Below are 26212 nucleotides of genomic sequence, written 5' to 3' on the forward strand. Positions count from 1 at the left end.
TCGAAATGACGAAGAACACCCTCATGCGGGCTGCGGTGGCGACGGCCGCCGCCGCAGCCCTGGCCCTGACGGGCGCGGCGGCTCCGGCATCCGCGGCCGATGTCCCGCCGCCGACGCGCACGATCATGTCGGCGGGCAACCCGATCATCGGCGACGGGTCGCTCTACACCGCGGATGCCGCACCCCTCGTGGGCGCGGACGGACGCCTGTACGTCTACACCGGCCACGACGAGGCGGCGCCCCAGCAGGGCGGGTTCGTGATGCGCGACTACGCCGTGCTCGCGACCGACGACGTCGCGTCGGGCGAGTGGGACGTATACGAGAACGCGCTCGACCCCGACCAGGTGTTCTCGTGGGCCTCGGGCAACGCCGCGTACGCCGGGCACGCCGTGCTCGGCGGCGACGGCCGCTACTACTGGTACGTGCCGGTCGAGTCGACCGACACGACGCAGGCGAACCGGATGGCGATCGGCGTCGCGGTGTCGGACTCGCCGGTCGGCCCGTGGACCGACGCGGTCGGCGAGCCCCTCGTGACCTGGTCGGACGTGTTCGGCTCGAGCGCGAACGGACAGGAGGTCATCGACCCGCACGTCTTCACCGACGCCGACGGCACGGTCTACCTGTACTGGGGGTCGTGGGGCGTCGCGCGCGTCGTGAAGCTCACGCCCGACATGACCGCGCTCGCGGGTCCCATCTCGACCATGTCGGGACTCACCGCGTTCTACGAGGCGCCGTGGGTGTTCGCCAAGAATGGCCAGTACTACCTGCTGTACGACTGGAAGCAGGGCGGCAGCGCCTGCACGCCCTCGAACTACCAGGCGTGCGTCGCGTATGCGACCTCGACCAGCCCGACGGGTCCGTGGACGTACCAGGGCATCATCCTGTCGGGCACGTCGGCCACCACGGTCCACCCGTCCCTCATCGAGTTCGAGGGTCAGTCGTACCTGACCTATCACACGAAGGATGCCGTGAACGGGGGTCACTTCCGCCGCTCGGTCGCGATCGACCGTGTGCAGTGGGACGGCGCCACCATCCTGCCGGTCACCCAGACCCTCGCGAACGATCCGGCACTGACCCCGTCGGCCAACCTCGCCCTCGACGCCCAGGTGACGGCATCCTTCACCGAGCAGCCGCCCATGCGCACCACCGCCGTCAACGACGGCTTCCGTGCGACGACCGCGCTGCTGCCGCCCGACCAGTGGGGCAATTACCGCGGCACCACGAGTGCGAACGAGACCGACTGGCTCATGTACCAGTGGCAGACGCCGGTGCGCACCGGTTCGGTGGGCATCCAGTTCCACCAGGACCCCAACTGGATCCGGCCGCCGGCCTCGTGGACGCTCGAGTACCTCGACGCGGTGGGCGACTGGCGGCCCGTCGAGGGCGCGACGCTGCCGACCGCGGTCGGGTCTTGGCTCACCGCCGATTTCACGCCGGTCACGACGACGGCGCTGCGCGCGACCTTCGCGGGCCGCGCGAACGGCGCCTACTTCCATTCCGTGTCGGTCTCGGAGTGGGAGGTGTACGCGCGCGAGGCCGCGCTCGCCGCGCCCGTCGCCGTGTACACCGAGCCCGGTGTCGCGCCGGTGCTGCCCCCCGCGGTACGCGTGGCTGTGGACGGTGCCGAGCAATGGGCTCCCGTCACGTGGCTGCCGGTCGAGGCATCCGCCTACGAACAGTCAGGCACGTTCGCGGCCGAGGGACGCGCGCTCGGCGTCGCGGCAGGACTCGTCAAGGCGACCGTGACCGTGACCACCGACGACCCGCCGCCCCCGCCGGCCGACGACGACGCGCCCGTCGTGGCGCTCGCCGCAGCAGGCACCTCGGGTGCCGACGGCTGGTTCGCCTCCGACGTGACGGTGCGCGCACGCGCCGAGGACGCCGTCGACTACCTCACCGCGATCTCGACACGCGTCGGCGAGGGCGAGTGGACGACGACAGCCGATGCGCGGTTCGCCGACGTCGCCGTGACCGCCGAGGGCTCGACCACGGTCGCCGCGCGAGCCGAGGACGCCGCCGGCAACGTGTCGTCCGAGGTCAACCGCACCGTCAAGGTCGACAAGACCGCGCCCGCCGCGAGCGCCGTGCTCGACGACGCGGCGCGAGCGGTGACGATCACCGCGACGGATGCCCTGTCGGGCGTTGCGGCGATCGAGTACCGGTTCGACGGGGCAGGGGCCTGGCAACAGGTCACCGCGGGCGCCGCCGTCGCGGCGCCGGACGCGCTGCCGCACCAGCTCGCGTACCGCGTGCGCGACACCGCCGGAAACACCGCGAACGGCACCATCACCATCCCGATGGGCGATGACGCGCAGCTGACCGGGAACGTGTCGGGCTACGCCACCGCGTCGGCGTCGTACACGAGCGGGTGGGAGAACGTCGGCGGTCTCAACGACGGCACCAACGCGCCCTTCGAGAACGTCGCCGCCGAGTACGGCACGAGCTGGGGCACGTGGCCCCGCGTGGGGGAGCAGACCGCCCGCCTCACGTGGCCGTTCGAGGTCGACGTCGACTCGATCGGCGTGTGGTGGTACCGGGACAGCCCCGACACCGCGAACGCGGGCATGATCCCGCCCTCGAGCTGGGTGCTGCAGTACCTCGACCCCGACGGCACGACATGGCGCGAGGTGACGCTCGACGACGGCCAGGCGTACGGCCGCACCGGCACCGGCTTCGACCGCGTGGACTTCGAGCCGGTCGCGACGACCGCGATGCGGATCGTGTCGCAGTCGTGGGGCGCCGCCGAGGGCGGCGGCTCGACCGGGATCCGGGAGTGGCAGGTGATCGCGGCCGAGCAGACCGCGTCGATCGTCACCCCGCTGCCGCCGACCTTCACCGAGTCGCCCGGGTGCATCGACGGCGTGCTCGCCCCCGCGACGGTGACGCTGCCGGTCGTGCCGGGCGTCGTGTACCGCGTCGACGGCGAGCTGGCCTCCGGCGCCATCGAGGTCGGCGCGAACGCCCAGACGACGGTGACCGCCGAAGCCGCCGAGGGCTACGAGCTCGCCGAGGGCGCCGCGTCGCAGTGGACGCACGCGTTCACCGCCGAGCCGTGCCCCGAGCCCGACATCGAGGTGAGTCCGAATGCGCCCACAGCGACCGAGGTCGCGTGCGTCGACGGCGCGCCGACCACCGGATCGCTCGTGGTTCCGGTCGTCGAGGGCGTGCGCTACTCGATCGACGGCGCCGAGGTGACGGGCACCCTGTCGATGCAGCCCGGGACAGCCGTCTCGGTGCAGGCGCGCCCGCTCGCGGGCTACGTCTTCGACGGAGTCGCCCAGGTGGTGACCTACGCCTTCGCGTTCCCCGTTCCCGAATGCACGCCGGCTCCGGCGCAGGTGATCGTGGGCTCGGTGACCGTCACGGGCTCCGCGGTGGTGGGATCGAAGCTCACCGCGGCCACGGCGGGCTGGGGCCCCGGCGGCGTGCGGCTCGCGTACCAGTGGCAGGCCGACGGGGCGGACATCCCGGGTGCCACCGGGTCGAGCCTGTCGATCTCGCCGGCGCTCGAGGGCGCCGTGCTGCGGGTGCGTGTGAGCGGATTCGGCGAAGGGCTCGTCGGCGCGTCGGCGGTGTCGGCGGGTGTGGGTCCCGTGGCACCCGCGGCCTTCGCCGCCGCCACGCCGAAGATCACGGGCAAGGCCAAGCCTCGCAGCACCGTGCAGGTCGCCGTGGGCACGTGGACGCCGCAGCCGACGACGCTCGCCTACCAGTGGCTCGCCGACGGTGTCGCGATCGACGGCGCGACCGGGGCATCCTTCACCATCCCGTCCGCCCTCGCAGGGAAGGAGCTCACCGTGACCGTCACGGGGTCGCGCAACGGCTACGAGACGCTCAGCGTCACGTCGCAGCCCGTGCGGATCCGCCGCTGAGGCACGTCACAGAACGGCGCCGACCAGGGCCTCTCCGAGAGGTGTGCGACGGTGCAGCATCCGTGCCCCCTCGCGCGTGCTCGAGAGCAGCCCGGCGTCGCGCAGGACGGTGAGGTGGTGCGACGCGGTCGAGATCGCGAGCGCGGAGTCGCGCGCGACCTGCGAGGTCGTGCGCGGCTCGTGCGCGTCGAGCAGGATGCGTGCGCGAGCGGGACCGAGGAGGGCGCCGAGCGCCGTGGTCACCTCGGTGGGGTCGCGCGCCCACGCTTCGGTGACGCCCTGCGCGGGGTAGAACAGCGTGGGCTGCGCCGGCGGCTCGGTGAGCACGTTGCAGCCGTTCGAGCCCATCACCGACGGCACCAGCACGAGCCCGCTGCCCCGGCAGTCGACGACCTCGCTCCAGATGCGCATGGTGACGCGCACGGCGCCGTCCTGCCACGCGACCCGTTCGTGCAGCGTCTGGATCATCGCGCCGACGCCGCTCTCGGCGATGCGCCGGGCGCGCACCGCGATGTCGGCGCGCAGCAGGCGCTCCAGCTGCGTCCACACCGGGGCGATGGCCGCGCGCCACACGCCGAGCCACGCGTCGGCGATCATCGCGCGCGCCCGGTCGGGGTGGTCGAGCATGCGCTGCACCGCGACGCGGCGCGCGGTGCCCTCGGTGCGCACGAGCACCTTCGTCATATCGACCTCGAAGCGGGAGTCGTCGATGTCGCGCAGGCGGTCCGCCTCGGCCTCGGGCGTGAGCTCCCACGTCGGGGTGGTCGTGAGGAAGTCCGGGAAGTAGCCGTCGTCGCGGATCAGCAGCGCGAGCACGTCGAAGTCGTCGCGTGGGATCGCGCCGCGCGTCGACCGCATCCATCCCCACTGCAGCGGATGGTGGTCGGGCCGCTGCAGCGCGCGCACCGCGTGGCACAGCTCGTGGCCCGGCGAGATTCCGAACCGGATGGCGGTGAGGTCGTCGGGGGCGAGGCGGAAGTCGACATACTTTCGATCCACATCGAAACTGTAGGGCGACGGATGCCTCGGCGAAAAGCTGAGGGCATGAACACCGACACCGCCACCATCGTCCCCGCGGCCGAGCTGATCATCGGCACCGGCCGCACCCGCCGCTTCATCGGCGCCGAGCACGGCGCCGGCGTCTCGTACTTCTTCGTCGACAACGAGCCGGGTCAGGGCCCCGACATCCACCGGCACCCCTACCCCGAGACGTGGGTCGTGCTCGAGGGCGAGGCCCGCATCACCATCGGCGACCGCACCCTGCGGGCGGTCGCCGGAGACACCGCGACCGCGCCCGCCGACACCTGGCACGGCTTCAAGAACAGCGGCACGGGCCGGCTGCGGGTGCTGTGCATCCACGCGTCGGACCGCATCATCCAGGAGTGGCAGGATGCTCCTGGCGAGCTCGACATCCCCGCCACGAACCGCTGAGGAGAACACATGTCGTTCCAGGCATACCTCGACACGATCGAGAAGAAGACGGGCCTGACGCCGCGCCAGCTCATCGACATCGCCCACGAGAAGGGCTTCGACGAGAGCACGAAGGCGACGCCGATCGTCGAGTGGCTCGCCGCCGACTACGGCCTCGGGCGAGGGCACGCGATGGCGCTCGTCCACGTCATCAAGAACGGTCCGCAGATCAGCGACAAGCACGTCGGCACCGACGGAACCCACTCCGACCCGTCGGACATGCTGTGGCTCGACGGGGCCGCGACGAACCCGAACCCCTAGTCCCGCTTGCGCGCGCGCAGGAACGCCAGGATGCCGCGGGCCCGCCGGGTCGCGGCATCCTGCGCGTCCCGATCCTCGGTTCGCGCCTGAGCGGCGCGGGCGGCTCGCCGCTCCCGCCACGCGTGGACCCCGGCGTCGACATCCCGTGTCGGCGTGACGACGGGAGGGCCGCCGAGCAGCTGCCGACGCGCCTCGATCACGCGGCGGTTGAAGTCCTCGAGCGCCTCGCGCACGTCGTGCTCGTGGTGCAGCTCGTCGAGCTTCGCGTCGAGCTCGCGATCCTCCACCCGCAGCATCAGTGCGGGCGGCCCGAGACCGGTGAGCTTCTCGGATTCGATCTTGCGGCGGATCCACCAGTCCGGGTCGTGGCTCTCGCCCAATCCGGGAATGGGCTTGCCCGCGCCGGGCAGGTCGTCGAACTCGCCGCGACGGATCGCCTGCTGGATCGACATCTCGACGACCGCGGCGCGATCCGCGGCCGAGTACGCTCGCGCGGCGTCAGACGCGCCGGCCGGCTCGGCGGCCTCGGCGTCCTCTCCGTCCGGCGCGAGTCCCTGCTCGCGCTGCCACTGCTCGAAGCGGTAGCGCTCGGCCTTCTCGCGAGGGTCTTCGCTCACTCGGCCTCCACGTGGTCGCGCCACGAGTGCTGCGGGTCGTAGCCGAGCAGGCGCCGCGCCTTGTCGATCGAGAGCAGCGTCTCGTGCTCGCCGAACTCCCGCTTGTGCTCGACGCCCGGGAACACCTCGGCGACGAGCTCGGCGTTCGGGCGCGACATCACGGTGTCGGCCGCGGCGATGATGTACGTCTCGAATCCGACGGGCGCGACCTCGAGTGCGCGTTGCACCGCGTGGGCGCCGTCGCGCGCGTCGATGTAGCCCCACAGGTTCCACTTGCGCCGACGCGCGTCGGCGTCGAACGACGGGAACTCGGCGTAGTCCTCGGGCACCATGACGTTCGAGAACCGGAACGCCGTGATCGAGAGGTCGGGGTGCCACCGCACGAGCTCGACCGCCATGCGCTCCTCGAGGGTCTTGACGAGCGAGTACACCGACTCGGGGCGGGGCGCGTACTCCTCGTCGACCGGGATGTACGGCGGCGGCGCATCGAACGGCAGGCCGAGCACCGTCTCGCTCGACGCGTAGACGATGCGACGGATGCCGAGTCTCACGGCAGCCCAGAACACGTTGAAGGTGGCCGTCATGTTGTTGTGGAACGTCGCGACGTCGGAGCGGATGCCGGGGGCCGGGATCGCACCGAGATGCACGACGGCGTCGAACCCGTCGTGACGGTCGTTCACCGCGGTGAGGGCGTCGACCACCTGGCCGTAGTCGGTGAGGTCGACCTGGACGAATTCGGGCCCGCGAGTGCCGACGACGTCGAGGCCGATGACGTCGTGACCGGCCGCTCGCAGTTCGCGGGCGACGACGGTGCCGAGCTTGCCGGAGGAGCCGGTGAGAGCGATGCGCATGCATCCAGCGTGCCACGCGCGCAGGGGCGGGAGCGGAAAAGCCTTTCGGCGGTCGAGGATTGTTTCCGCTAACTGTTAGCGCTATCGTCGCATTCGCGGCCCGAAATGCATTTCGTCGCCGAGCACACCGTGTACGAGGAGGTCACGAATATGACGAGTCCGGATCATCCGAGCCCCGACATCCGAGCAGGCGTCTCGCGCCGCCACGTCGTCGTGGGAGGAGGGATCGCCCTGGCAGGCATGGCCGCCGCCGTCGCGCTCCTCGACCCGATGGCCGCGCGCGCCGCCGCACCATCCGCACGGGTCGACACGTCGGCGTTCCGCGCCGCCGGGCCCGCCCGCTCGGCCCAGGTCGTGCGCGCCGGGCAGACACTCGTCTACCCCGACTCCTGGACGGTGCGGCCCTTCCCGCTCTCGTCGGTGACGCTCGGCCAGAGCGTGTTCACGCGCGCGCTGAACCAGCACCTCGTGCTGTACCGCGCCTACCCGGTCGACAAGATCCTCGCCGTCTTCCGCCGCAACGCCGGCCTCGACACCCGGGGCGCCACGCCGCCCGGGGGGTGGGAGGAGTACGGTCCCAACCCCGATGCGCAGCGCTGGGGTCCGCGCGAGTACGTCCGCGGCCAGAACACGTCCGGCGCGGGCGGGTGCCTGCGCGGCCACTACGGCGGCCACTTCCTCAGCGGCATCTCCATGGCGTACGCCGCGACGGGCGAGCTCGCCCTCCTCGACAAGGTCAACGCGATCGTCGCGGGGCTCGAGGAGTGCCGCGCCGCCCTGGCGGCGCAGGAGTTCGAGGGCGCGCCGCGCTACTCGCACCCGGGCTTCCTGTCGGCGTACGGCGAATGGCAGTTCTCGGCACTCGAGGAGTTCGCGCCCTACGGCGAGATCTGGGCGCCGTACTACACGTTGCACAAGATCCTCGCGGGCCTCCTCGACGCGCACGCCCTCGCCGGCAACGACCAGGCGCTCGCGCTCGCCGAGGGCATCGGCCACTGGGTATACAGCCGCCTGTCGACCTGCACGCCCGCTCAGCTCGCACGGATGTGGGGCTCGTACATCGCGGGCGAGTACGGCGGCATGAACGAAGTGCTCGTCGAGCTCTACTGGCGATCGGCCGACCCGCAGAAGAGCGAGTTCCTCGACGCGGCGAAGCTGTTCACGCTGCACACGCTCGTCGACGCGTGCGCCACGAACATCGACACGCTGAACGGCAAGCACGCGAACCAGCACATCCCTCAGTTCCCGGGGTACGTGAAGCTCGCCGCCGAGACGGGCGACGCGCACTACCTCGACGCCACGCGCGGGTTCTACGACATGGTCGTGCCCGGCCGCGTCTACGCCCACGGCGGCACCGGCGAGGGCGAGCTGTGGGGCCCGGCGAACACCGTGGCCGGCGACATCGGCCCTCGCAACGCCGAGTCGTGCGCGGCGTACAACATGCTCAAGGTCGCCAGCTACCTGTTCTTCAACGACCACGACCCGAAGTACATGGACTACTACGAGCGCACGGTGCTCAACCACATCCTGGGCGGACGGCGCGACCGCGACTCCACGAGCGGCCCCGAGAACCTGTACATGTTCCCGGTGCAGCCGGGCGCACGCAAGGAGTACGGCAACGGCAACATCGGCACGTGCTGCGGCGGCACCGGGCTCGAGAGCCACGTGAAATACCAGGAGGGCATCTACTTCCGCTCGGCCGATCAGTCCGAGCTGTACGTCAACCTCTACATCGCGTCGACGCTCACGTGGGACGAGAACGGTCTCGAGCTCGAGCAGGTGTCGTCGTACCCCGAGGGCGAGACGTCCACGCTCACGGTGAAGGCCGCGCCTGACCGTGCGCTCAAGATGCACCTGCGCGTCCCTGCGTGGTCGCGCGACGTCGAGATCGAGGTCAACGGCGCCCCCGCGGGCGTCGACGCGGTGCCCGGCACGTACGCCACGATCGAGCGCGACTGGGCGGTGGGCGACACCGTCTCGGTGCGGATCCCGCTCGCCGTGCGCACCGAGCAGGCGGTAGACCGAGCCGACATCCAGGCGCTCATGTACGGCCCCGTCGTCCTCGCGGCGACGAGCTCGTCCACGAGCTTCCTCAAGGTGTCGCTCGCCGACCGGCTTACCCTCAGCGGCGACATCGCGCGCGGCATCTCGAAGACCGACGCGAACGTGTTCACGATCGGTGATCTGACGTACGAGCCGGCCTACAACGGCAAGGACGTCGCGTACCACATGTACTTCCAGCGCAACGAGCCGACCGTCAGGTTCGCCGGGCAGGACTCGGGGGTCGCCAACCCGCGGCGGTCGGGCCGCACGCTGCTCGACGACGTGTGGGCGGGCGCGCCGTTCGCCGACCGGGCGGCGTTCCTCGCGAAGGTGGGCGAGGTGACCGCGTCGTACGTCGCGGACGGACTGCTCACCGCTCGCAACCGCCAGAAGATCCTGCTGGCCGCCGGCCGCGCCCCGATCGACACGGTGGCCTGACATGCCGACCATCACGGAGAGGACATCCATGCACACGCTTCGTTCCGGCCGGTCCGGCGTGAAGAAGATCGCGGCTGCGGTGGCGGTGACAGTGGCGCTCGTCGCAGCGGCCGCGACCGCCGCGCCCGCGACCGCCGTCGAGGAGCCGTTCAACGTGGCCCTCGCGTCGGGCGAGAACGCGCCCGCGCTCGAGGTGAGCTACGTCACCGGGTGGAACTCGGCGGCTGCTCTGAACAACGGCAACGTCGCACCCACGAACACCTACACGCAGATGTGGGGCACGTGGGGGGCGCCGGGCAACCCGACGCAGGACGTCGCCACCTACACGTGGGAGCGTCCGGTCACGGTGAGCTCGTCGAAGCTCTACCTGTGGCAGAACCGCATCACCGGCGATGCGGGCGTCATGATCCCGGCGGCGTGGAAGGTCGAGTACCTCACGAAGGCGGGGGAGTGGGCGCCGGTGACCGGCGCGGGTCTCGAGTACCCGGTTCCGGTGCTCGACACCGCGAACCCGGTGTCGTCGCTGCCGCCGGTGCAGGCGACGTTCGACGCGGTCACCACGACAGGCGTCCGGCTGGTGCTCGACCGCGTAGTGTTCGACGGCCAGCGCAAGGCCACGAGCGTCATCGAGTGGGAGGTGTGGGGCGTCAACGCGCCGGTCGTCGATCCCGAGCCTGAGGACCCGAACGCGTTCATCGACTCGGAGCGCGTCGCGGTGCGCACCGTCACCGGCACGGCGCCTGCGCTGCCCGAGCAGGTGTGGGTGATCGGCGAGGACGGACCTCTGACCTACGTCGACGTCGAGTGGGCGGCTGTCGCGGAGTCGAAGTACGCGGCGGCCGGTGAGTTCGAGGTCGCCGGCGATCCCGCGGGGTACGACGGGCAGACCGTCACGGCCACCGTGTTCGTCGCCGACGCGCTCTCAGAGGCGATCGACGCCGTCGACTACACCGCGACGATCACGACGCCCGGCGTCGCGCCGGTGCTCCCCGCAACCGTGCGCGCCACGTACGACGACGGCACGGCGAGCAGCGCCGTCGACGTCGAATGGGCGGCGATCGATCCGGCCGCCTACGCCGAGGCCGACGCGATCTTCGACGTCGAGGGCACCGTCGCGGGCTACGAGCCCGGTGCGCTCGCCACGGTGTTCGTCGTCGAGCCGCTCACCCAGGCCGAGCCGATCGTCGCGATCGAGCTGGACTCCGCGCCGCAGGGTTCGGGGTGGTACACGACCGCGCCGACCGTCACGGTCACCGCGGACGAGACCGCCAGCCCTGTCGCAAGCATCGAGTACAGCCTCGACGGCGCGACGTGGCACGCGTACGACCAGCCGTTCACGGTCGACGCGCAGGGCGAGGTCACGATCAGCGCCCGCGCCACGAGCGAGGACGGCGCGGTGGGCGAGGCATCCGAGTCGATCAAGGTCGACACCGTCGCACCGCAGACCGGCATCGACTGGATCGTCGTCGACGGCACGTCCGTCACCGTGACGCTGACCCCGTCCGACGCGCAGCCGGGCTCGGGCGTCACCCGAACGGTGTGGTCGGACGGCCCCGACCCGTCGCCGACCGGCGAGACGAACAACATGTACGCCACGTACGAGGAGCCGTTCTCGGTGCAGCTCACGACAGAGCCGCGTTACGTCCACGTGCAGGCGCAGGATGCCGCGGGCAACGTCGAAGCGCACGTCACGGTCGAGCTGCCCGCGCTCGTCGCCGACGGCCTCGACCTGCAGCCCACGGTCGGCCAGCGCTGCGTGGCGGGCAAGACGTACCTCGCGGTGTCGGTGCGCAACGCCGATGACGTCGCGGCGGACGTGACGGTGCAGACCGCGTTCGGCTCGAAGACGCTCTCCGCCGTCGCCCCGGGCACGGCGGCGACCGCGACCTTCGCGACGCGCGCCCTCGGGGTCGTGGCCGGCGAGGTCTCGGTGACGGGCTCTGCCGGTGACGCGACCTACGAAGGGACGGTCGCTTACCCGGCGTTCAACTGCGGCTCCTGAGCCGCCTCGCGAACGGCCCGCGGTCCTCGGATCGCGGGCCGTTCCGCGTGCCGGGGACGTGCGGAAGAGTCCGGGTGGTTCACGAGGAGCCGCGGTGTGCGGCATCCGCTCTCTCGAGACGGCGCAACCGCACGCGCGCGAAGTCCTGCGCACGGGGTCCGGCGCCGAGGGTCCTCTCGGTGACCGCGAGGATGAGCCGGGTCGCCGTGACGACCGGGAGCCACGTGCGACGCAGCCCCAGCAGCCGGCGGTACCGGGCCGGGATCGTGGCGACCGCGCTCGCGAAGAGCACGCGGTAGGCCAGTGCCATAGGGCGCGAGTCACGGAACGGCGGACGCCGGAGGAACCGGACGACGTCGTCGACGCGCGCGTCCCGGCGCAGCACGCCGTCGTCGAGGTGCGCGTCGAGCCGGCGCCGCAGCTCGGCCTCGGTTCGCGGCGGGTCGGCGACCCGCATGAGCCGGCCCGCCGTCGCCCACTCGGCGACGTAGGCGTCGGGTCCGCCGGGGATGGGGCGTCCCCATGTCTGGTGGCACGTCAGGAACGCGTCGGTGAAGGCGAGGTGCACCCACTCGACGAGATCGGCGTCCGCCGCGGAGTACGGGATCTCGCGCCCGTCGATCGCCTGGTAGGTGCCTGCGACGCGCTGGTGGAACCGGCCGACGCGCGCCGTCTCGCGCTCGGCCTGCGCGCGGGAGCCGTACGTCAGGCAGATCACCCACCGCACCGTGCCGGTGAGCCGCCCGATCGGATCCTCTCGGTACCGCGACCAGTCGTGCACCCCCGCTAGCGCCCCCGGATGCAGTGCCTGCAGCAGCAGCGCGCGGATGCCGGCGACCATCGTGCCCATGCCGGCGTGCACGGTCCACGCCGGACCGTCCTCGGCGAACCAGCCCGGGTCGTCTCCCTCGGCCAGCACGCGCACCCACGGCGGCGTGCCCTCGGGGTCTCCTGACAGCGCCGTGAGCAGCCGCGCCCGCAGGCGCGTCGGGCGCCCGCCCGCCCTCGCGGACCGGCCTCCGCTCGCGCGAATCGTCGTCACGTCACCAGCGTGCCACGGCGGCGGATGCCTCGGCCCGGCGACGCGGAACGGCCCGCCCCCTCGGGGACGGGCCGTTCCGGATCGGGGGACGGGGTCAGCCGCAGGATGCCGCGGGGTGCGGGATCTCCTGCTCCACGGTGACCGGGGTGCCGTCGACGACGGCGGACGCCGTGAGCGCGACGTCGCCGCTCGGCACTGAGACCTGCCGGGTGGTGAAGGAGGCCGACGCGCTCTTGCCCGCTGCCACTGAGCCGAACGCCTTCGTACCGTGGGGCGTCGTCGCGGTGAGGGTCACGGGGAAGTCCTCGGCGTTCTTCACGGTGACGATCTGCACGACCTTTCCGCTCACGCAGCGCGTGGCCACCGACGCCGACACGTCCAGCGCGGGGCCGACCACGGTGACGGTGAGCGACACCGTGCGGTTCGCCGGCGCCACCTCCTCCTCGCGCGTCTGGTTGAGCACGGCTGAGCCGTCGGCGGCGAAGTGCACCGTTTTCACCCGAGCGTGACGACTCGGGTCGTTCAGGCCGCCGTCGGCGCCCGGGATCCACTCCGAGATCGGCGGGCGGGCGTGGTAGACGATGACGGGGTTGCCGTCGGCGTCGAGCGTGAACGAGTTGTGCCCGGGCCCGTTCTGCTGGCCGCCGAAGTCGTCCGACGTCAGCAGCGGGTAGCCGGTCTTCTGCCACGTCGACTGCTTCATGAGATCGCCCCCGATCGGCGCGCGCAGCATGCCGATCGAGTACGTCTCGTTCACCTCGGAGGCGGAGAAGAACACGAACACCTCGTCGTCGCTCTTGATGACGGCGGGGCCCTCGTTGATGACCTGGCTCGCCGTGCGCTCCCACGCGTAGTTGGGCGTGGAGAGCAGGATCGACGGCGTGATCAGCTGGCTGGGGTTCGACGGGTCGATCTCGGCCATGCGCAGGTCGGAGCTGCCCGGCTTCTCGGCCCACACCATGTAGTGCTTGCCGTTCGCCTCGAAGTACGTCATGTCGAGCGAGAAGCTCGTGAACGCCGAGGTGTCGCCCGGCGCGGCCTTGATGTAGCCGAGCTCCTCCCAGTTCGAGGCGACCATCGGGTCGCTGTCACCGGGTGCGCGCATGATCGCCGGGCGGATGTTCCACACATCGGTGCTTCGGCTCGAGGTGAACAGGATGTACCAGTCGCCGTTGATCTTGTGAAGCTCCGGCGCCCAGAAGTAGCGGTAGGCGCCCACCGCGACCTTCGAGCCGTTGGACGTGTCGGGCGAGGCCGCGTTGCGCGACCACAGCAGCACCTGCTCCTGCGCGGTCGAGAGCCCGTTGATCGAGTCGGCGCGCCGCAGCACGATCCGGTCGTAGCCGACGCCGGGGTTCGCCTGCGTGGTGGGGTACGAGCCGGTGAGGTAGTACTCGGTCTCGCCGGTGCGCTCGTCGTCGCGGAAGACCCAGGGGTCGGCGCGCTCGGGGACGAGGATCCCCTTGCTGTCGCCGTACACCGGCTGGTTGACGGTGCCCGTGACGGTGTACTCGCCCGGGGTGTCGAGGTCGACCGCCGAGGTGTCCCACTCGACGCCGAGCTGCTTCGTCGATCCGTCGGAGTAGCCGAGGGCGACCTTCGACGGCAGCTCGAGTTCGCCGCCCACGTCGACCTGGACGTCGTCGCCGGCATCCACCGTCGTGTTGACGATGCGCCCGAGCGACTTCTGCAGGAGAGCGAGCTCCGCATCGGTGACGGGCAGAGCGGATGCCTCGATCGCGCCGGTCGGCAGGCCGGTCAGCGTCGGCACCGCCGGCGCCGTGATGGGCTGCGCGCTGCTGAACGTCGTGAAGTCGGACGTCGTCACCTCGTAGGCGGCGCCGGCCGGAGTGCGCAGCACGACGCGGTAGGCCAGGATCCCGTTGTCGTAGGCGACATCGGCGCGAGAGACGACGATGCCCTCCGTGTTGGTGAGCGCCCACTTCTGGCCGGTGAAGGTCACGAGGTCCTTCGAGGTGTAGACGAAGATGCGTCCGTTGGCGGCGTTGTCGGTCGCGACGAGGCCGTAGCCGCCGTCCGGGGTACGGAACAGGGTGGGGTTCGCGAACTGCGACGTGCCGGTGCCGAACGTCGGGTAGAGCACGCCCTTGTTGTTGTTGAGTGCGACGAGCGGTGCGCCGTCGGCGCCGATCGCGAGATGCAGCACCTCGGTCTTGGCGGTGCCGCCGGTGCGCACGTAGGCCACGGCCCGACCGGTGTCCTGCGCCTTGACCGTCACGGTGTACGTGCGCTGGGCGCTGAGGTCGCCGCGGCGGAACGTCGCCGTCAGCTCTACGCCGGTGTCGGTCGAGGGACGCGTGACGACGCCGGTCTGGGAGATGACGCCGGGCTTCGACGACTCCCAGGAGACCTCGATGTCGTCGACGGAGTCACGCAGCACGATGTCGGCGGTGACGACCTCGATGCCGAGGTCGAACGCGTCGGCGCTGCGCTCGAGGTCGCGCTGCGGGTCGATGGCGGGCACGGTCACATCGTAGGAACGCGTGAGCGTCTCGCCGCCCAGCGAGAACGTGGCCGTCAGCGACACGGTCGCATCGGACTGACCGGCCGAGGGCCGGGTGACGGTGCCGTCGGCGGCGATGACGTCGGGACGCGAGGATGCCCATGTGATGCGGGACTGGCTCTTGCCGGCCGCCGGGAGCGTGAGGTTCGCGATGGTCTCGCCCGGCAGCGACACCGCGTCGGCGTCGGCGGCGAGGGCGGCCTGCGTCTGCGCGGGAGTCGTGCGGTCGCTCAGGTGGTACAGCTCGGCGATCTGCCCCGCGCTGTAGGCGGACGCCGACACGATGACATCGTCGACCGAGCCCTTGAAGAACGGGTCGGCGTAGGTCGACCGGCCGATGTAGCCGACGAGCGCGGTGCCGAACTCGGTGACCGTGCGCGTCGTCGCCACCGTCCCGACGAGGGCGCCGTTGTAGTACCCCGAGATCGAGGTGGGCGTGATGACGGTGGTGTACATGCCCCACGCGGTGCCGGTGGTCGGTCCGGCGATGCCCTGAGCGGCGTTCGTGGGCGAGATGCCGTACTCGGTGCCCCACGGCGCCGTCGGGACGTTGCCGTTGGTGACGACGCTCTTGAAGCGGCTCTGCGGATTGCGCGGATTGAGCAGCCAGTACTGCGCCGGGTAGGTGCCCGTGCCCGAGCCGAAGAACATCGCGGCGTAGTTGCCCGCCCCGGTGTCGTTGCGCAGCCAGGTCGAGATCGTCAGCGTGTCCTCGCCGTCGAACAGGTTCGCGGGGAACCGGACGTAGCCCGCACCGCTGTTGGCGGCTCCGCCGGGAAGGGTCAGCACCCCATCGGCGACGGCGGCGCCTGTGCCCAGGATCGTGCCGTCGTTGCCGTTGCCCGAGGCATCCGTCACCGACCCTGCGGTGCTGAAGTCGTAGTGCAGGATCAGGTCCGGGTCCTCCGGAACCGGATCCGCGTGTGCTGCGGGCGGTGCGAGCATGCCCATGGCGAGCGCTGCGATCGCAGCTCCCGCCACTCCGATGCGTCGCCTTGACGTCGTCGCCATCTCAAACCTCTCCATCGCGGCCTGTGGCCCGCTCGGGTGGCGGGCATCGCCCGTCACGATATCGCGTTACCGCTCACATTCCTAGACCGGATGCCGGACGTGACGTCGCTCGTTCTTGGACCTTCACGCGACGAACGGTGGCGATATTCGTTTGGTTACCGCTAACGTGAGCGATAACACCCGTTCGAAGATGTTCGGACTCACTTGATGGAGAGTGGAATGAGAGTGTCCTCCCGGACCCCGAAGACAGCGGCCGCCGTCGTGGCGATCGGTGCGATGATCGTCGGCTTGGGCGTGAGCAGCGCGGCCGCAGCGGTGCCTGACGAGGGCCTGCTGGCGGAGTACCTGTTCGACGAGGCGTCGGGGTCGTCGGTGCCGAACACCGCCGTGGGCTCCACATTCGGCGCGGCCACCGTGCGCAACGTGCAGGCCTCCGACTGGACGGGATCGTCGCTGACGCTCCGTGGTGGTGCGAAGACCTCGACGGGCAACTGGGTGGAACTGCCCGACGACCTGCTCACGGGTGCTGAGTCGGCCACCGTGACCGCCGAGGTGAAGGCGTCCGCCGCCATGCTCAACGGGTTCCACTTCCTGTGGAACATCGGCAACGAGTCGTCGGCGACCGAGTACTTCTTCGCGTCGCTCAACTGCGGTTCCGGACGCTCGCCGCTCGTGGGCATCAAGGCGGGCGGGGCGGAACAGCTCGTTCAGTCGGGCTCGTGCGGCCTGACGGCCGACACGTGGGTCAACGTCACGTCGGTGGTCGACGGAGCGGCGGGGACGGCGTCCCTGTACATCGACGGAGTGCGGGCCGCCCACGGAAGCGTGGGAGCCACTCCCGCCGACGTGGTGGACCAGTCCCTCAACACCATCGGCCGCGCGCCGTGGCCGGATCCGCTCTTCCAGGGCGCGATCTCGTCGTTCCGCGTCTTCGACCGCGCCCTCACAGCGGTCGAGGTCGCCGAGGTCTCGGCCGACGACGCGCAGGCGCACGCCTCCGAGCTGCGGGCCCAGGCCCAGGCGATCATCGATGCGCTCGGTCTCGCCGACCGGGAGACGAGCACCGACATCGACCTGCCGACGTCGAACGGCCGCGTCACGTGGGCCTCGAGCAACCCCGCCGTCGTCTCGACGACGGGCTCGGTCACCGCGCCGCTGGCCGGCGAGCCGGCGGTCCCGGTGGAGCTCACGGCGACCGCGAACGTGCGCGGGATCACGGCGTCCCAGACCATCACGGTGACCGTGCTGCCCTCGACCGAGACCGCCCAGCAGCGTGCCGACCGGCTCGCGCAGCGGTTCGTCATCCCGTCTGTCGTGCGTTCGGGCGCGGCGCTGCCTGCCGCACCCGAAGGAACCACGATCGACGTCACGGCGGTGACGGGTGCTGTCGAGGTCGGCGACGCGATCGTCTCGGGCGACGACGAGCCCGTCGACGCCGAGATCGAGGTGACCGTCACCGACGCCGCCACGAGCGCGTCGTCCGTGCGCCGGTTCGCGGTGCGCGTGCTGCCGGCGACGGCCGCGCAGCTGCTCGCCTACCACCGCACCCCCACCTCGGTATCGGAGGCGAACAACGCCGATGTCGCGCTCAGCATGCACCTCGCGCTGGAGGACGGTGCGGGATGGTCGCCACTCAACGAGAACTACGGCATCTTCTTCGCCAAGACGTCGGCGACCCCGCCGCCGAACGGCACCACCGAGAGCATTCTGCGGAGCCTGCGCGACCCGCACCTCTTCTACCTGGCCGACGGCGGCTTCGGCATCGTCGCGACCCGCACCGCGCGGGGAGGCGCCGCTGACGGGACGCAGTCGAACCGGTTGCTCTTCGCCCGCAGCGCCGACCTGCTGACGTACCAGGAGGTCGGGCTGGTCGACGTCGGGGTGACGAGCGGCGTCAACGACCCGGCCGTCGTGTTCGACACCGCGTCGAACAGGTACGTCGTCACGTGGACCTCCGACGCCGGCGCCCCCATGTACACGACCTTCGGCGACCTCGCCGACATCGCCACCCGCGGTCCGGTGCTGCGCGGCGAGGTGGGCGCGACGGCCGGCGTGGCATCCGCGGCGGTCGCGAACTACGCGAGTGGGAACGCGATCGCGGTGACGCCCGAGATCGCCGATGCGCTGCGGGTGCGATTCGGCCGGGTCGTCAACACCGGCGTCGCCGCGCTCGACGACGTCGAGCTCGAGGTGGGCGGGTCGCTGGACGGTCTGCTGCCCGAGCGCGCGGAACTGTCGTACAGCGACGGATCGTCGGCGAGCCGCGCGATCGCGTGGGACGCGGAGTCGCTGGCGGCGGTCGACACCGGCACGCCGGGCACGTACCAGGTCACCGGCACGGTGGAGCAGCCGGAGTACGCCACCCCGTTCGCCGACGAGAGGGCCGATCCCTCCATCTTCCGGTTCGACTGGAACGGCGACGAGAAGTTCCTCATGATCGCGACGGAGGACCTCAACCTCAACCCGATCGACCCGGCGAACGGCCCGCACATGCCGATCCGGATCGCCGACCGCATCGAGGATCTCTCCGACGAGGCGATCGCCGACGGACGCAACGTCGAGATCGACCTCCTTCGCGCGGGCGACACCGATGCCGACGGAGGCGTCATGACGGGGTGCTTCTGGGCTCCCGAGTTCCACGTCATCGACGGTCGCCTCTCGATCCTCTTCATGCCCTGCTACAACGGCTCGAACGGTCGCCCCGACATGTGGACCGGACGCGCGAGCATCATCCAGCTGAAGCAGGACGCGCTGGGCGACGACCTGGACCCGGCCGTGCCGGCGAACTGGACCAAGGCTCAGAAGGTGCTCCGCGCCGACGGATCGATCCTCAACCCGGTCCAGAGCATCTCGCTCGACATGACGTACTTCCAGGACTCGGGTCAGTCGTACTACGCGTGGCAGATGCTCGGCTCGATCTTCATCGCGAGGATGGACCCGGCCGACCCGACGCGTCTCACCTCGGCCCCGGTGCGCATCCTGGCGCCCGAGTACGCGTGGGACAACACCATCGCCGAAGGACCCAACGTGCACGTGCGCGATGGCAGGCTGTACCTGATCTACTCCGGGTCCACCGTCGGCGACACCTACACGACGGGGCTCGCCACCGCCACGGCGGGCGAGGGGGTCGACCTGACGAGCCCTGCTGCCTGGTCGAAGCTGAATCACCCGATCCAGAAGTCCGGGCTGTTCAACGGCGAGTGGCAGCTCGGCACCGGCCACGGCATGTGGTCGTTCGACGAGGACGACAACCTGCTGTACGTCTTCCATGCGCGTACGAGCAACAACGGTCTGACCGGACGCGACACGTTCGTGCGTCGCGTGCACTTCGCCGCCGACGGTCTCCCGATCTTCGACATGGAGGCCGACGAGGAGGTCGCGCCCGGCAACCGTGCGGTCTCGGTGACCGTCACGGTCGTCGGAGAGCCGGATCCGGCGCTCGACGTGTCGGCCGTCGCCGCCGCGAGATGCGTCGCGGGCAAGGTGGTGCAGACGGTGTCGGTGACGAACGGCGAGGCGTTCCCCGTCTCGGTGACGACGAGGTCGCCGTACGGCACGAAGACCGTGGCCGTGGCCGGTGGCAAGACCACCTCGCATGCCTTCTCGACGCATCTGACCTCGATCGAGTCCGGCACCGTCGGCATCGACGCGTCGGCGACCGTCGACGGCGCTCCCACCACGATCACGACCGACCTGGCGTACCCCTCCGCGTACTGCGGCTGAGAAAGGAAGACACGTGGATCGCACACACATCGATGTCCCGCGCGCGTCAGGCCGCGCGCCGAGGACGAAGCTCCTCGCCGGCCTGGTCGGCACCGCCCTCGTGGCGGGCGCGGTCGGCGTGACCGGTCCGGTCGCCGCGCACGCGACCGAGCCCGCCTCGCTGGTGGCGTCGTACGACTTCTCGGAGACCGGCGGCACGGTGCTGCGCGACGTCTCGGGAGCCGGCCGCGACGCCGGTGTCGTCGGCGGCGAGGCGTGGCGCGGCGGATACATGCAACTCACCGGGGCGAACCACGTCAAGCTGCCCGACGGCCTCCTCGCCGGACGGAACGCCGCGACGATCGTCATCGAGACGAGCCCGACGGCGCTCTCGGGCAACAAGTTCCTGTGGAACGTGGGCGGGTCGGGTGACTCGTCGACGGGCCAGTTCTTCATCCAGCCCGTGGCGCCACGCGTCGCGATCTCGAAGACGAACTGGTCGGGCGAGCAGTCGGTCACGTCTCCGACGAAGCTCGTCCAGGGGCGGTGGCAGTCGGTCGCAGCCACGATCGCGAAGAACCCCGACGGCGCCACGTCGACGCTCTCGCTCTATATCGACGGGGCGCTGGTCGCGCAGAAGGCCGACTCCGCCGTCGCGCTCAGCGATCTGACGACGCACACCATGAACTTCATCGGCAAGAGCGCGTATAACGGCGACACGCTGTATCAGGGCGGCGTCTCGGCGTTCCGCGTGTACGACGAGGCGCTGTCGGCGGCCGAAATCGCGACCGCGTCGGCGACGGATGCCGCGGCCACCGCCCGCGAGGTGGCGAACGCGATCGACCTCGCTGCCGCCAACGTGCAGGATCTCTCGCAGGTCGAGTCCGACCTCGTGCTCCCGACCGCGGGCGGCGTGACGTGGACGTCGCAGCCTGCCGGCATCGTGGCCGCCAATGGGCAGGTGACCCGCCCCGCGGCCGACACGACAGTCACTCTCACGGCGACCGCGACGGTGCGCGCGCAGACCGCGACGAAGAGCTTCGAGGTCACGGTGCTGAAGGCCCCGACGGCCGCCGAGCAGGCGGCGCGCGCGGCCGAGACGCTGATGCTGCCGTCCGTGCTCGAGCAGGGCTACGCGCTCCCGGCGACCGCGCTCGGCCTGCCCGTCGTGTGGTCTCACGTGTCGGGTGCAGGCTCCGTCGTGGACGGGGCGATCGCCACCGGTCCGACCGAGGGATTCGCTGCAGCCCGGCTAGAGGCGGTCGTCGGCTCCGGCGCGGACGCCGCGACCACGCAGCTCGACGTGCGGATCGCCGAGACGGGCGCCTCGCGCCTAGCTGCGTACACCACGTCGAAGAACACCCGCGGCGGCGACGACCCCGAGGTCACGCGCACCGGCCACCTCGCCCTCAGCGCGGACGGCGCCACCTTCACCGCGCTGAACTCCGGAGCGGGAGTCGTCTTCCCGACGGTCAGCGGAATGACCGAGACGAACAACGGGACGAAGCGCTACCTCGCACAGCCGTACGTCTTCCGCCTGGCCGGTGACGAAGGCTTCGGCATGATCGCGCGCCGCACCTCCGACACGGGAGCGGCCGACGCATCCGGCGCACTCGTCTTCACGTCGCGGGATCTCGCGGACTGGACCGAGGCCGGATTCCTCCCGCTCCCCGGTCAGGGGGCGAGCGGTGCAGTGTCGGCGGAGTGGGACTCCCGCGTGAGCGCCTACCGCATCGCGTGGACGAGCACGTCCGGATCGACATTGACCGGGACCACTGCCGACTTCGGCTCGGTCGCCGCGGTGAAGATCGGCCAGCAGCCCGTCGGGCGAACGGGCACGATCGACGTGACGTACGCGGAGACCGCGTCGATCGTCCCCGTCACCGTGGCGGAGGCCCGCGTGGCCGAGCAACTGCTCGGGCGGGTGCGCAACACCGGTCTGCAGGCGCCGGAAGGCGCGACGATCACGGCGGGCGGCGAGGTCGAGCTGCCCGACACGGTGACCGCCGACTACTCCGATGGCGGCACGCACGACTTCCGCGTGGACTGGGACACGTCTGCGGTCGACCCGTCGACGCCGGGGGAGTACACGGTGACCGGAACGCTGAAGCCCACCGACACGATCTTCCCGCTGCTGCCGAACCGCGCCGATCCGCACGTCCTGCGGTACACGCTCCCGAGCGGCGAGAAGACGTGGCTCTACATCGCGACCGACGACAGCGGGCAGGACGAGTTCTTCATCCGCCAGGCCGACACGATCGCCGGCCTGGGGTCGGCATCCGACAACCGTATCCTCGGCTACGGGCTGTCGGGCACCAGCACGAACGCCCAGCTGTGGGCGCCCGAGCTGCACGTCGTGGACGGGGACCTGTACATCCTCTTCGCGGCCAACGCCAACAGCACCAACTCGTGGATGGGCGTGCAGTCGTACACCATGCGACTGAAGCCCGGCGGCAACCCGCTTGTCCGCGCCGACTGGGAGACCCCGCAGCGCGTGGTCGACGCCGACGGCCAGCCGCTGACGACGTACGGCACCGGGATCACGCTCGACATGACGCACTTCGAGGACGACGGCAGGGACTTCGTGGTCTGGTCGGAGCGGGTCGTCGCGCCTTCGACGGGCCCTGCGGTCCTGAAGATCGCCGAGGTCGTGCCGTCGACGGTAGGCCCATGGCGGCTCTCCAGCCCCCGGTCGACCATCGTCTACCCCGACAAGGGGTGGTCGACCAACACGTCGCCGGTCGCCGAGGGGCCGTTCGTGATCCAGCGCGACGGGAAGGTCATGATCACCTTCTCGGGCTCGAACATCGACTGGACGTACGGTGTGGGTCTCGCCACCGCAGCGTCGGGCGGCGACCTGCTCGATCCCGAGGCGTGGGACGTACGGGGCAACGCGATCTGGAGCTACGAGGGCGTCTTCTCGAACAACTGGGGCCCGGGGCACAACTCGTACACGTACGACGACGACGGCAACCTCATCAACGTCTTCCACGCGAAGGCGACGCAGAACGGCACGCGCGACTCCGGCGTCCGGATGGTCTACTTCCGCCAGGACGGCAGCCCGATTTTGGACATGACGGATGCCGAGTGGCTGGCGACCTCGAACCGCACGGTGACGACGACCGTGACGGTGACCGCTCCCGCGCTCGACGTAACTGCCTCGGTGGCGGCGCGCTGCGTCGCGGGCAAGGTCGTGCAGGTGCTGACCGTGACGAACGGGGAGGACGTGCCCGTCTCGGTGTCGGCCTCGGGGCAGTACGGGACCAAGACGTTCGCGGCGCTCGCTGCGGGGAAGAGCGCCTCCGCCTCCTTCACGACGCGCGCGGTGTCGGTGCCAGCGGGGTCCGTCACGCTCACCGCTGCGGCCACGATCGCCGGAACCCCGGTGACCCACACGACGGAGGTGACCACCGCACCCGCTTCGTGCGGGTGACCTGACCCGGCCGCGAGAGCGGCCGTCGCGACGCGCGCCGCGGGTGGGTCCCGACCCCGCGGCGCGCTGTCGCGCGCCTGCCGCGTCGAGGTCGTCCGGGCCGCAGCAGACGTGTCTCGGGGCCGCCCAGCAGGACTTCAGGCCTTCCACAGGACGAATGGCCACGATCCGTCCTGTGGGAGGACGGTTCTCCTGTTGAGGGATGCCGGAGCCTGCCCGTCAGCGGACCCGCAGCTCCTCCGGGAGCACCACGATGTCGACGAGCGCGCCGTTGCGCCAGACCGTCATCTCGATCCGGCGGCCGATGGCGCCCTCGACCATTCGGCGCTGCAAAGCTGTGGGGTTCGGGATGGGCGCGCCATCGAGCGAGAGCACGATGTCTCCGACGCGGGCGCCCGCGACAGCGGCGGGGCTGTTCGGGATCACCGAGACCACCTGCATCCCCACCCGCGAGCCCGCTTTCATCGCGACCTCCGGACCGAGAGGGACGGTCGAGCCTGCGACACCCAGCCACGCGCGGCGCACGCGGCCGGCAGTACGCAGGGCGTCGATGATCTCGCGCGTCGTGGCGTTGATGGGTACCGCCAGGCCTAGTCCGATGCCGGCGACCGCCGTGTTGACGCCGATCATGCGCCCTGCGCTGTCCGCCAGCGCACCGCCGCTGTTGCCCGGATTCAGCGCGGCGTCGGTCTGGATGACCTCGTCGATCACCCGCCCTGCGCGCGTGGGCAGCGACCTGCCGAGCGCCGAGACGATGCCGGCGGTCACGCTCCCCGAGAACCCGTGCGGATTGCCGAGCGCAACCACCAGCTGCCCCACGCCGAGAGACGTCGCGTCCCCCATCCGCACCGGCGGCGGCGTGGATCCCTCCGCGTGCAGCACGGCAAGGTCTGAGAGCGGATCGGACCCGACGACCGTCGCGGCCGCCTCGGTGCCGTCATGGAACGCGAGTTCTACAGCATCCGCACCCTCGACCACATGCGCGCTCGTGAGCAGGTGGCCCTGCTCCGTGATGACCGACGCGCTGCCGGCGCCGACGCCCTGTGGCGTGCGCACACGCACAGAGGCGACCGACGGCATGAGTGCCTGCGCGACGCGCATGACTGTCGACGAGTACGCGTCGAGCGCTTCCTGATCGTCCACGTCACCAGTGTCTCCGCGTGACGGATGCCGCGGCTCGAGTTCGCGCACGGCGGACAGCGGTCGGCGCCGCCCGCGCGTCGGCTCACCGCCGAGCAACCCGGTCGCGGTCAGCTCGATGGCTCTTGCCACGACAGGCGCGGCTCGAGCTCGAGGTAACGGGCATAGCGGGTCGCGGCATCCTGAATCGCGTCCTTCTCGGCGGAATCGAGGGGTCGCAGCGCGCGAAGCTCGAACGTCACGGCTCGCGTCGTGACCCCGCGCTTCATGCCGGCGACGAGCTGACCGTCGACGAGGGCCATGCCGATCGCGGTCTCGCGGCCCCGGGAGGCGAGGCCGTCGGCGTCGAGTGCCCAGCGAGAGTCCTGGTAGCCGCGGTACATCTCGTCCAGCACCTGCAGCAGGTGGCCGCGTGGCGCAGCGGATGACGGTGGCTCGCCCGGGGCGTGCCAGTAGGTCCGTCCGTCGTGCTCGAACGACCCCAGCCGGTCCGCCGCGCCGGCTAGCCCTCGGCGCACGTCGGTGAGGGTGAGCGTTGCCCAGTAGGCCAGGTCGCGCTCCGTCGCCGGGCCGTGAGAGGTGAAGTACCGCAGGGCCAGCTCGACGAGCGCCTCGTCTCGATCCAGGCGCCGTGGCGTGCGGACCCGGTCGGAGAAGAGCGCGTAGGTGTGCTCGCCGTCACGGGGCGCACCGCTGCAGATGAGGGCGTGCAGCTCGAGGTGCCCGGCCAAGAGCATGAGCTGCATCCCGGTGAGGGTGTGTCCGCGCTGCGCGAGCGATTCGGCGAGCTCAGCGCGCGTCCGGTCGGGCGACTCGGCGAGCACCTCGAGCACGGCGTCGGTGAGTGCGGCCAGTCGCTCCTTGACGGGTACGAGCTGCTGATCGATCGTGGGCAGCACCCTGTCACGGGTCAGCTCGATCAGCCACAGGGCATCATCGGCGTGCACGTAATGCCACGTGGGTCGCAGGACGTGGGTTCTCAGTACGCGCCCGCTCGTGAGCAGCTCGGCGAGGTCCGCCTGGTGGGGTTTCTTCGTACGAGTGGCCACGGCCCAGGCCGACTGCGACGGGTTCTCGGCCTGGACGGCGAGGAGGGACCGGACGACCTGCTCGGCTCCGTCGACCGGGGCAGCAAGGTGCTGCGAGCGCAGGCGCCAGCGGGCGATGTCACGATCGGTGAGCACACGACGAGCGTAGGGGGTGGCTCCGACGCCGAGGCGTGGTGGGCTCGGCTCGACCGGTCACCGCCGCCGCTGGTAGATGGTGACGAGGACGCCGTCGCCGTACGTCGTCGCCTCGGTGAGGTTCCAGGCGCTCTTGTCGGGCGTCTCACCCCAGAGGATGCGGCCGTACCCGAGAGTGACGGGGAAGGTCATCAGATGGAGTTCGTCGACCAGGTCCGCGGCGAGAAGGCTCTGGACGAGTCGGATGCTGCCGGCCACCGAGATCTCGCCCTCGATCTCGTGCGTGAGCCACGACACCTCCTCGCGCAGGTCGCCCCGAAGCACCGTCGTGTTCGTCCAGTCCGGGTTCTCGAGCGTGCTCGAGAAGACGAACTTCGGCATGCTGTTGTACTTGTCGGCGAGCTCGCCCTCGTACTGCGGCCACGCGCTTGCGAAACCCTCATAGGTGACCCGCCCGAGCAGCAGCGCCGAGGCCTGGAGCGATTCGAGTTCCTTGAAGCGCTCGCCCTCTGCGCCTCTGTCGAATTCGAAGCTCCAGTTCGGGTAGCGGAACTCTTCGCCTCCGGGCGCCTCCACGACGCCGTCGAGCGAGATGAATTCGGTGACGACGATCTTGCCCATG

The 26212-nt window shown here is 70.8% G+C and carries 15 protein-coding genes; 7 read left to right on the plus strand and 8 right to left on the minus strand.

Annotation, left to right across the window (positions count from 1 at the left end; translation table 11 throughout):
* The first annotated feature begins 5 nt into the window (after positions 1-5).
* Positions 6-3872, plus strand: a complete 3867-nt coding sequence (locus AC3ANN_RS02310; protein ID WP_488339403.1) for a family 43 glycosylhydrolase — start codon at positions 6-8, stop codon at positions 3870-3872.
* Positions 3873-3878: 6 nt separating this feature from the next.
* Here the strand turns inward: AC3ANN_RS02310 and AC3ANN_RS02315 are convergent, their stop codons facing one another.
* On the minus strand, positions 3879-4871 hold the full coding sequence (locus AC3ANN_RS02315; protein WP_488339404.1) for an ArsR/SmtB family transcription factor: 993 nt from the start codon (positions 4869-4871) through the stop codon (positions 3879-3881).
* A gap of 45 nt (positions 4872-4916) precedes the next feature.
* Here AC3ANN_RS02315 and AC3ANN_RS02320 point away from each other — a divergent pair, with 45 nt between their 5' ends.
* Positions 4917-5303, plus strand: coding sequence for a cupin domain-containing protein (locus tag AC3ANN_RS02320; protein ID WP_488339405.1), 387 nt, complete (start codon positions 4917-4919; stop codon positions 5301-5303).
* 9 nt (positions 5304-5312) lie between these two features.
* Complete coding sequence (locus AC3ANN_RS02325) at positions 5313-5603, plus strand: DUF4287 domain-containing protein (protein WP_488339406.1); 291 nt, start codon at positions 5313-5315, stop codon at positions 5601-5603.
* Here AC3ANN_RS02325 and AC3ANN_RS02330 read toward each other — a convergent pair.
* Entirely contained in the window at positions 5600-6220 is a 621-nt protein-coding gene (locus tag AC3ANN_RS02330) for a DnaJ family domain-containing protein (protein ID WP_488339407.1), read from the minus strand. The genes AC3ANN_RS02325 and AC3ANN_RS02330 overlap by 4 nt on opposite strands.
* A complete protein-coding gene (locus AC3ANN_RS02335) occupies positions 6217-7071 on the minus strand; it encodes an NAD-dependent epimerase/dehydratase family protein (protein ID WP_488339408.1) in 855 nt (284 codons plus the stop codon). The genes AC3ANN_RS02330 and AC3ANN_RS02335 overlap by 4 nt, the downstream gene beginning before the upstream one ends.
* A 150-nt stretch (positions 7072-7221) precedes the next feature.
* Here AC3ANN_RS02335 and AC3ANN_RS02340 point away from each other — a divergent pair, with 150 nt between their 5' ends.
* Together AC3ANN_RS02340 and AC3ANN_RS02345 are read left to right on the plus strand one after the other, a co-directional pair.
* Positions 7222-9552, plus strand: coding sequence for a glycoside hydrolase family 127 protein (locus AC3ANN_RS02340; RefSeq protein ID WP_488339409.1), 2331 nt, complete (start codon positions 7222-7224; stop codon positions 9550-9552).
* A gap of 28 nt (positions 9553-9580) precedes the next feature.
* A complete protein-coding gene (locus AC3ANN_RS02345) occupies positions 9581-11554 on the plus strand; it encodes an OmpL47-type beta-barrel domain-containing protein (protein ID WP_488339410.1) in 1974 nt (657 codons plus the stop codon).
* A 79-nt stretch (positions 11555-11633) separates the two neighbouring features.
* Here AC3ANN_RS02345 and AC3ANN_RS02350 read toward each other — a convergent pair whose 3' ends face one another.
* Entirely contained in the window at positions 11634-12587 is a 954-nt protein-coding gene (locus tag AC3ANN_RS02350) for an oxygenase MpaB family protein (RefSeq protein WP_488340892.1), read from the minus strand.
* A gap of 103 nt (positions 12588-12690) precedes the next feature.
* The gene (locus AC3ANN_RS02355) at positions 12691-16131 is read right to left on the minus strand and encodes an immunoglobulin-like domain-containing protein (protein ID WP_488339411.1); all 3441 of its coding nucleotides are present in this window, start codon (positions 16129-16131) and stop codon (positions 12691-12693) included.
* Between the two features lie 219 nt (positions 16132-16350).
* Here AC3ANN_RS02355 and AC3ANN_RS02360 point away from each other — a divergent pair, with 219 nt between their 5' ends.
* Together AC3ANN_RS02360 and AC3ANN_RS02365 are read left to right on the plus strand one after the other, a co-directional pair.
* Positions 16351-19854: a family 43 glycosylhydrolase gene (locus AC3ANN_RS02360; RefSeq protein ID WP_488339412.1), complete on the plus strand. Its 3504-nt coding sequence runs from the start codon at positions 16351-16353 to the stop codon at positions 19852-19854.
* Positions 19855-19867: 13 nt separating this feature from the next.
* On the plus strand, positions 19868-23266 hold the full coding sequence (locus AC3ANN_RS02365; protein WP_488339413.1) for a family 43 glycosylhydrolase: 3399 nt from the start codon (positions 19868-19870) through the stop codon (positions 23264-23266).
* 219 nt (positions 23267-23485) lie between these two features.
* Here AC3ANN_RS02365 and AC3ANN_RS02370 read toward each other — a convergent pair whose 3' ends face one another.
* The 3 genes from AC3ANN_RS02370 to AC3ANN_RS02380 all read right to left on the minus strand — a co-directional run bounded on the left by AC3ANN_RS02370 (position 23486) and on the right by AC3ANN_RS02380 (position 26211).
* Complete coding sequence (locus AC3ANN_RS02370) at positions 23486-24409, minus strand: S1C family serine protease (protein WP_488339414.1); 924 nt, start codon at positions 24407-24409, stop codon at positions 23486-23488.
* Between the two features lie 107 nt (positions 24410-24516).
* On the minus strand, positions 24517-25590 hold the full coding sequence (locus tag AC3ANN_RS02375; RefSeq protein WP_488339415.1) for a winged helix DNA-binding domain-containing protein: 1074 nt from the start codon (positions 25588-25590) through the stop codon (positions 24517-24519).
* 57 nt (positions 25591-25647) lie between these two features.
* The gene (locus tag AC3ANN_RS02380; protein WP_488339416.1) at positions 25648-26211 is read right to left on the minus strand and encodes a dihydrofolate reductase family protein; all 564 of its coding nucleotides are present in this window, start codon (positions 26209-26211) and stop codon (positions 25648-25650) included.
* Position 26212: the final 1 nt, after the last annotated feature.

The organism is Microbacterium sp. STRO-2N (genome assembly GCF_057747775.1).

Coding starts and splice junctions, on each gene's coding strand:
- AC3ANN_RS02310 (WP_488339403.1), top strand. CDS start 6: ATGACGAAGAACACCCTCATGCGGGCTGCGGTGGCGACGGCCGCCGCC.
- AC3ANN_RS02320 (WP_488339405.1), top strand. CDS start 4,917: ATGAACACCGACACCGCCACCATCGTCCCCGCGGCCGAGCTGATCATC.
- AC3ANN_RS02325 (WP_488339406.1), top strand. CDS start 5,313: ATGTCGTTCCAGGCATACCTCGACACGATCGAGAAGAAGACGGGCCTG.
- AC3ANN_RS02335 (WP_488339408.1), bottom strand. CDS start 7,071: ATGCGCATCGCTCTCACCGGCTCCTCCGGCAAGCTCGGCACCGTCGTC.
- AC3ANN_RS02340 (WP_488339409.1), top strand. CDS start 7,222: ATGACGAGTCCGGATCATCCGAGCCCCGACATCCGAGCAGGCGTCTCG.
- AC3ANN_RS02345 (WP_488339410.1), top strand. CDS start 9,581: ATGCACACGCTTCGTTCCGGCCGGTCCGGCGTGAAGAAGATCGCGGCT.
- AC3ANN_RS02355 (WP_488339411.1), bottom strand. CDS start 16,131: ATGGCGACGACGTCAAGGCGACGCATCGGAGTGGCGGGAGCTGCGATC.
- AC3ANN_RS02360 (WP_488339412.1), top strand. CDS start 16,351: ATGAGAGTGTCCTCCCGGACCCCGAAGACAGCGGCCGCCGTCGTGGCG.
- AC3ANN_RS02380 (WP_488339416.1), bottom strand. CDS start 26,211: ATGGGCAAGATCGTCGTCACCGAATTCATCTCGCTCGACGGCGTCGTG.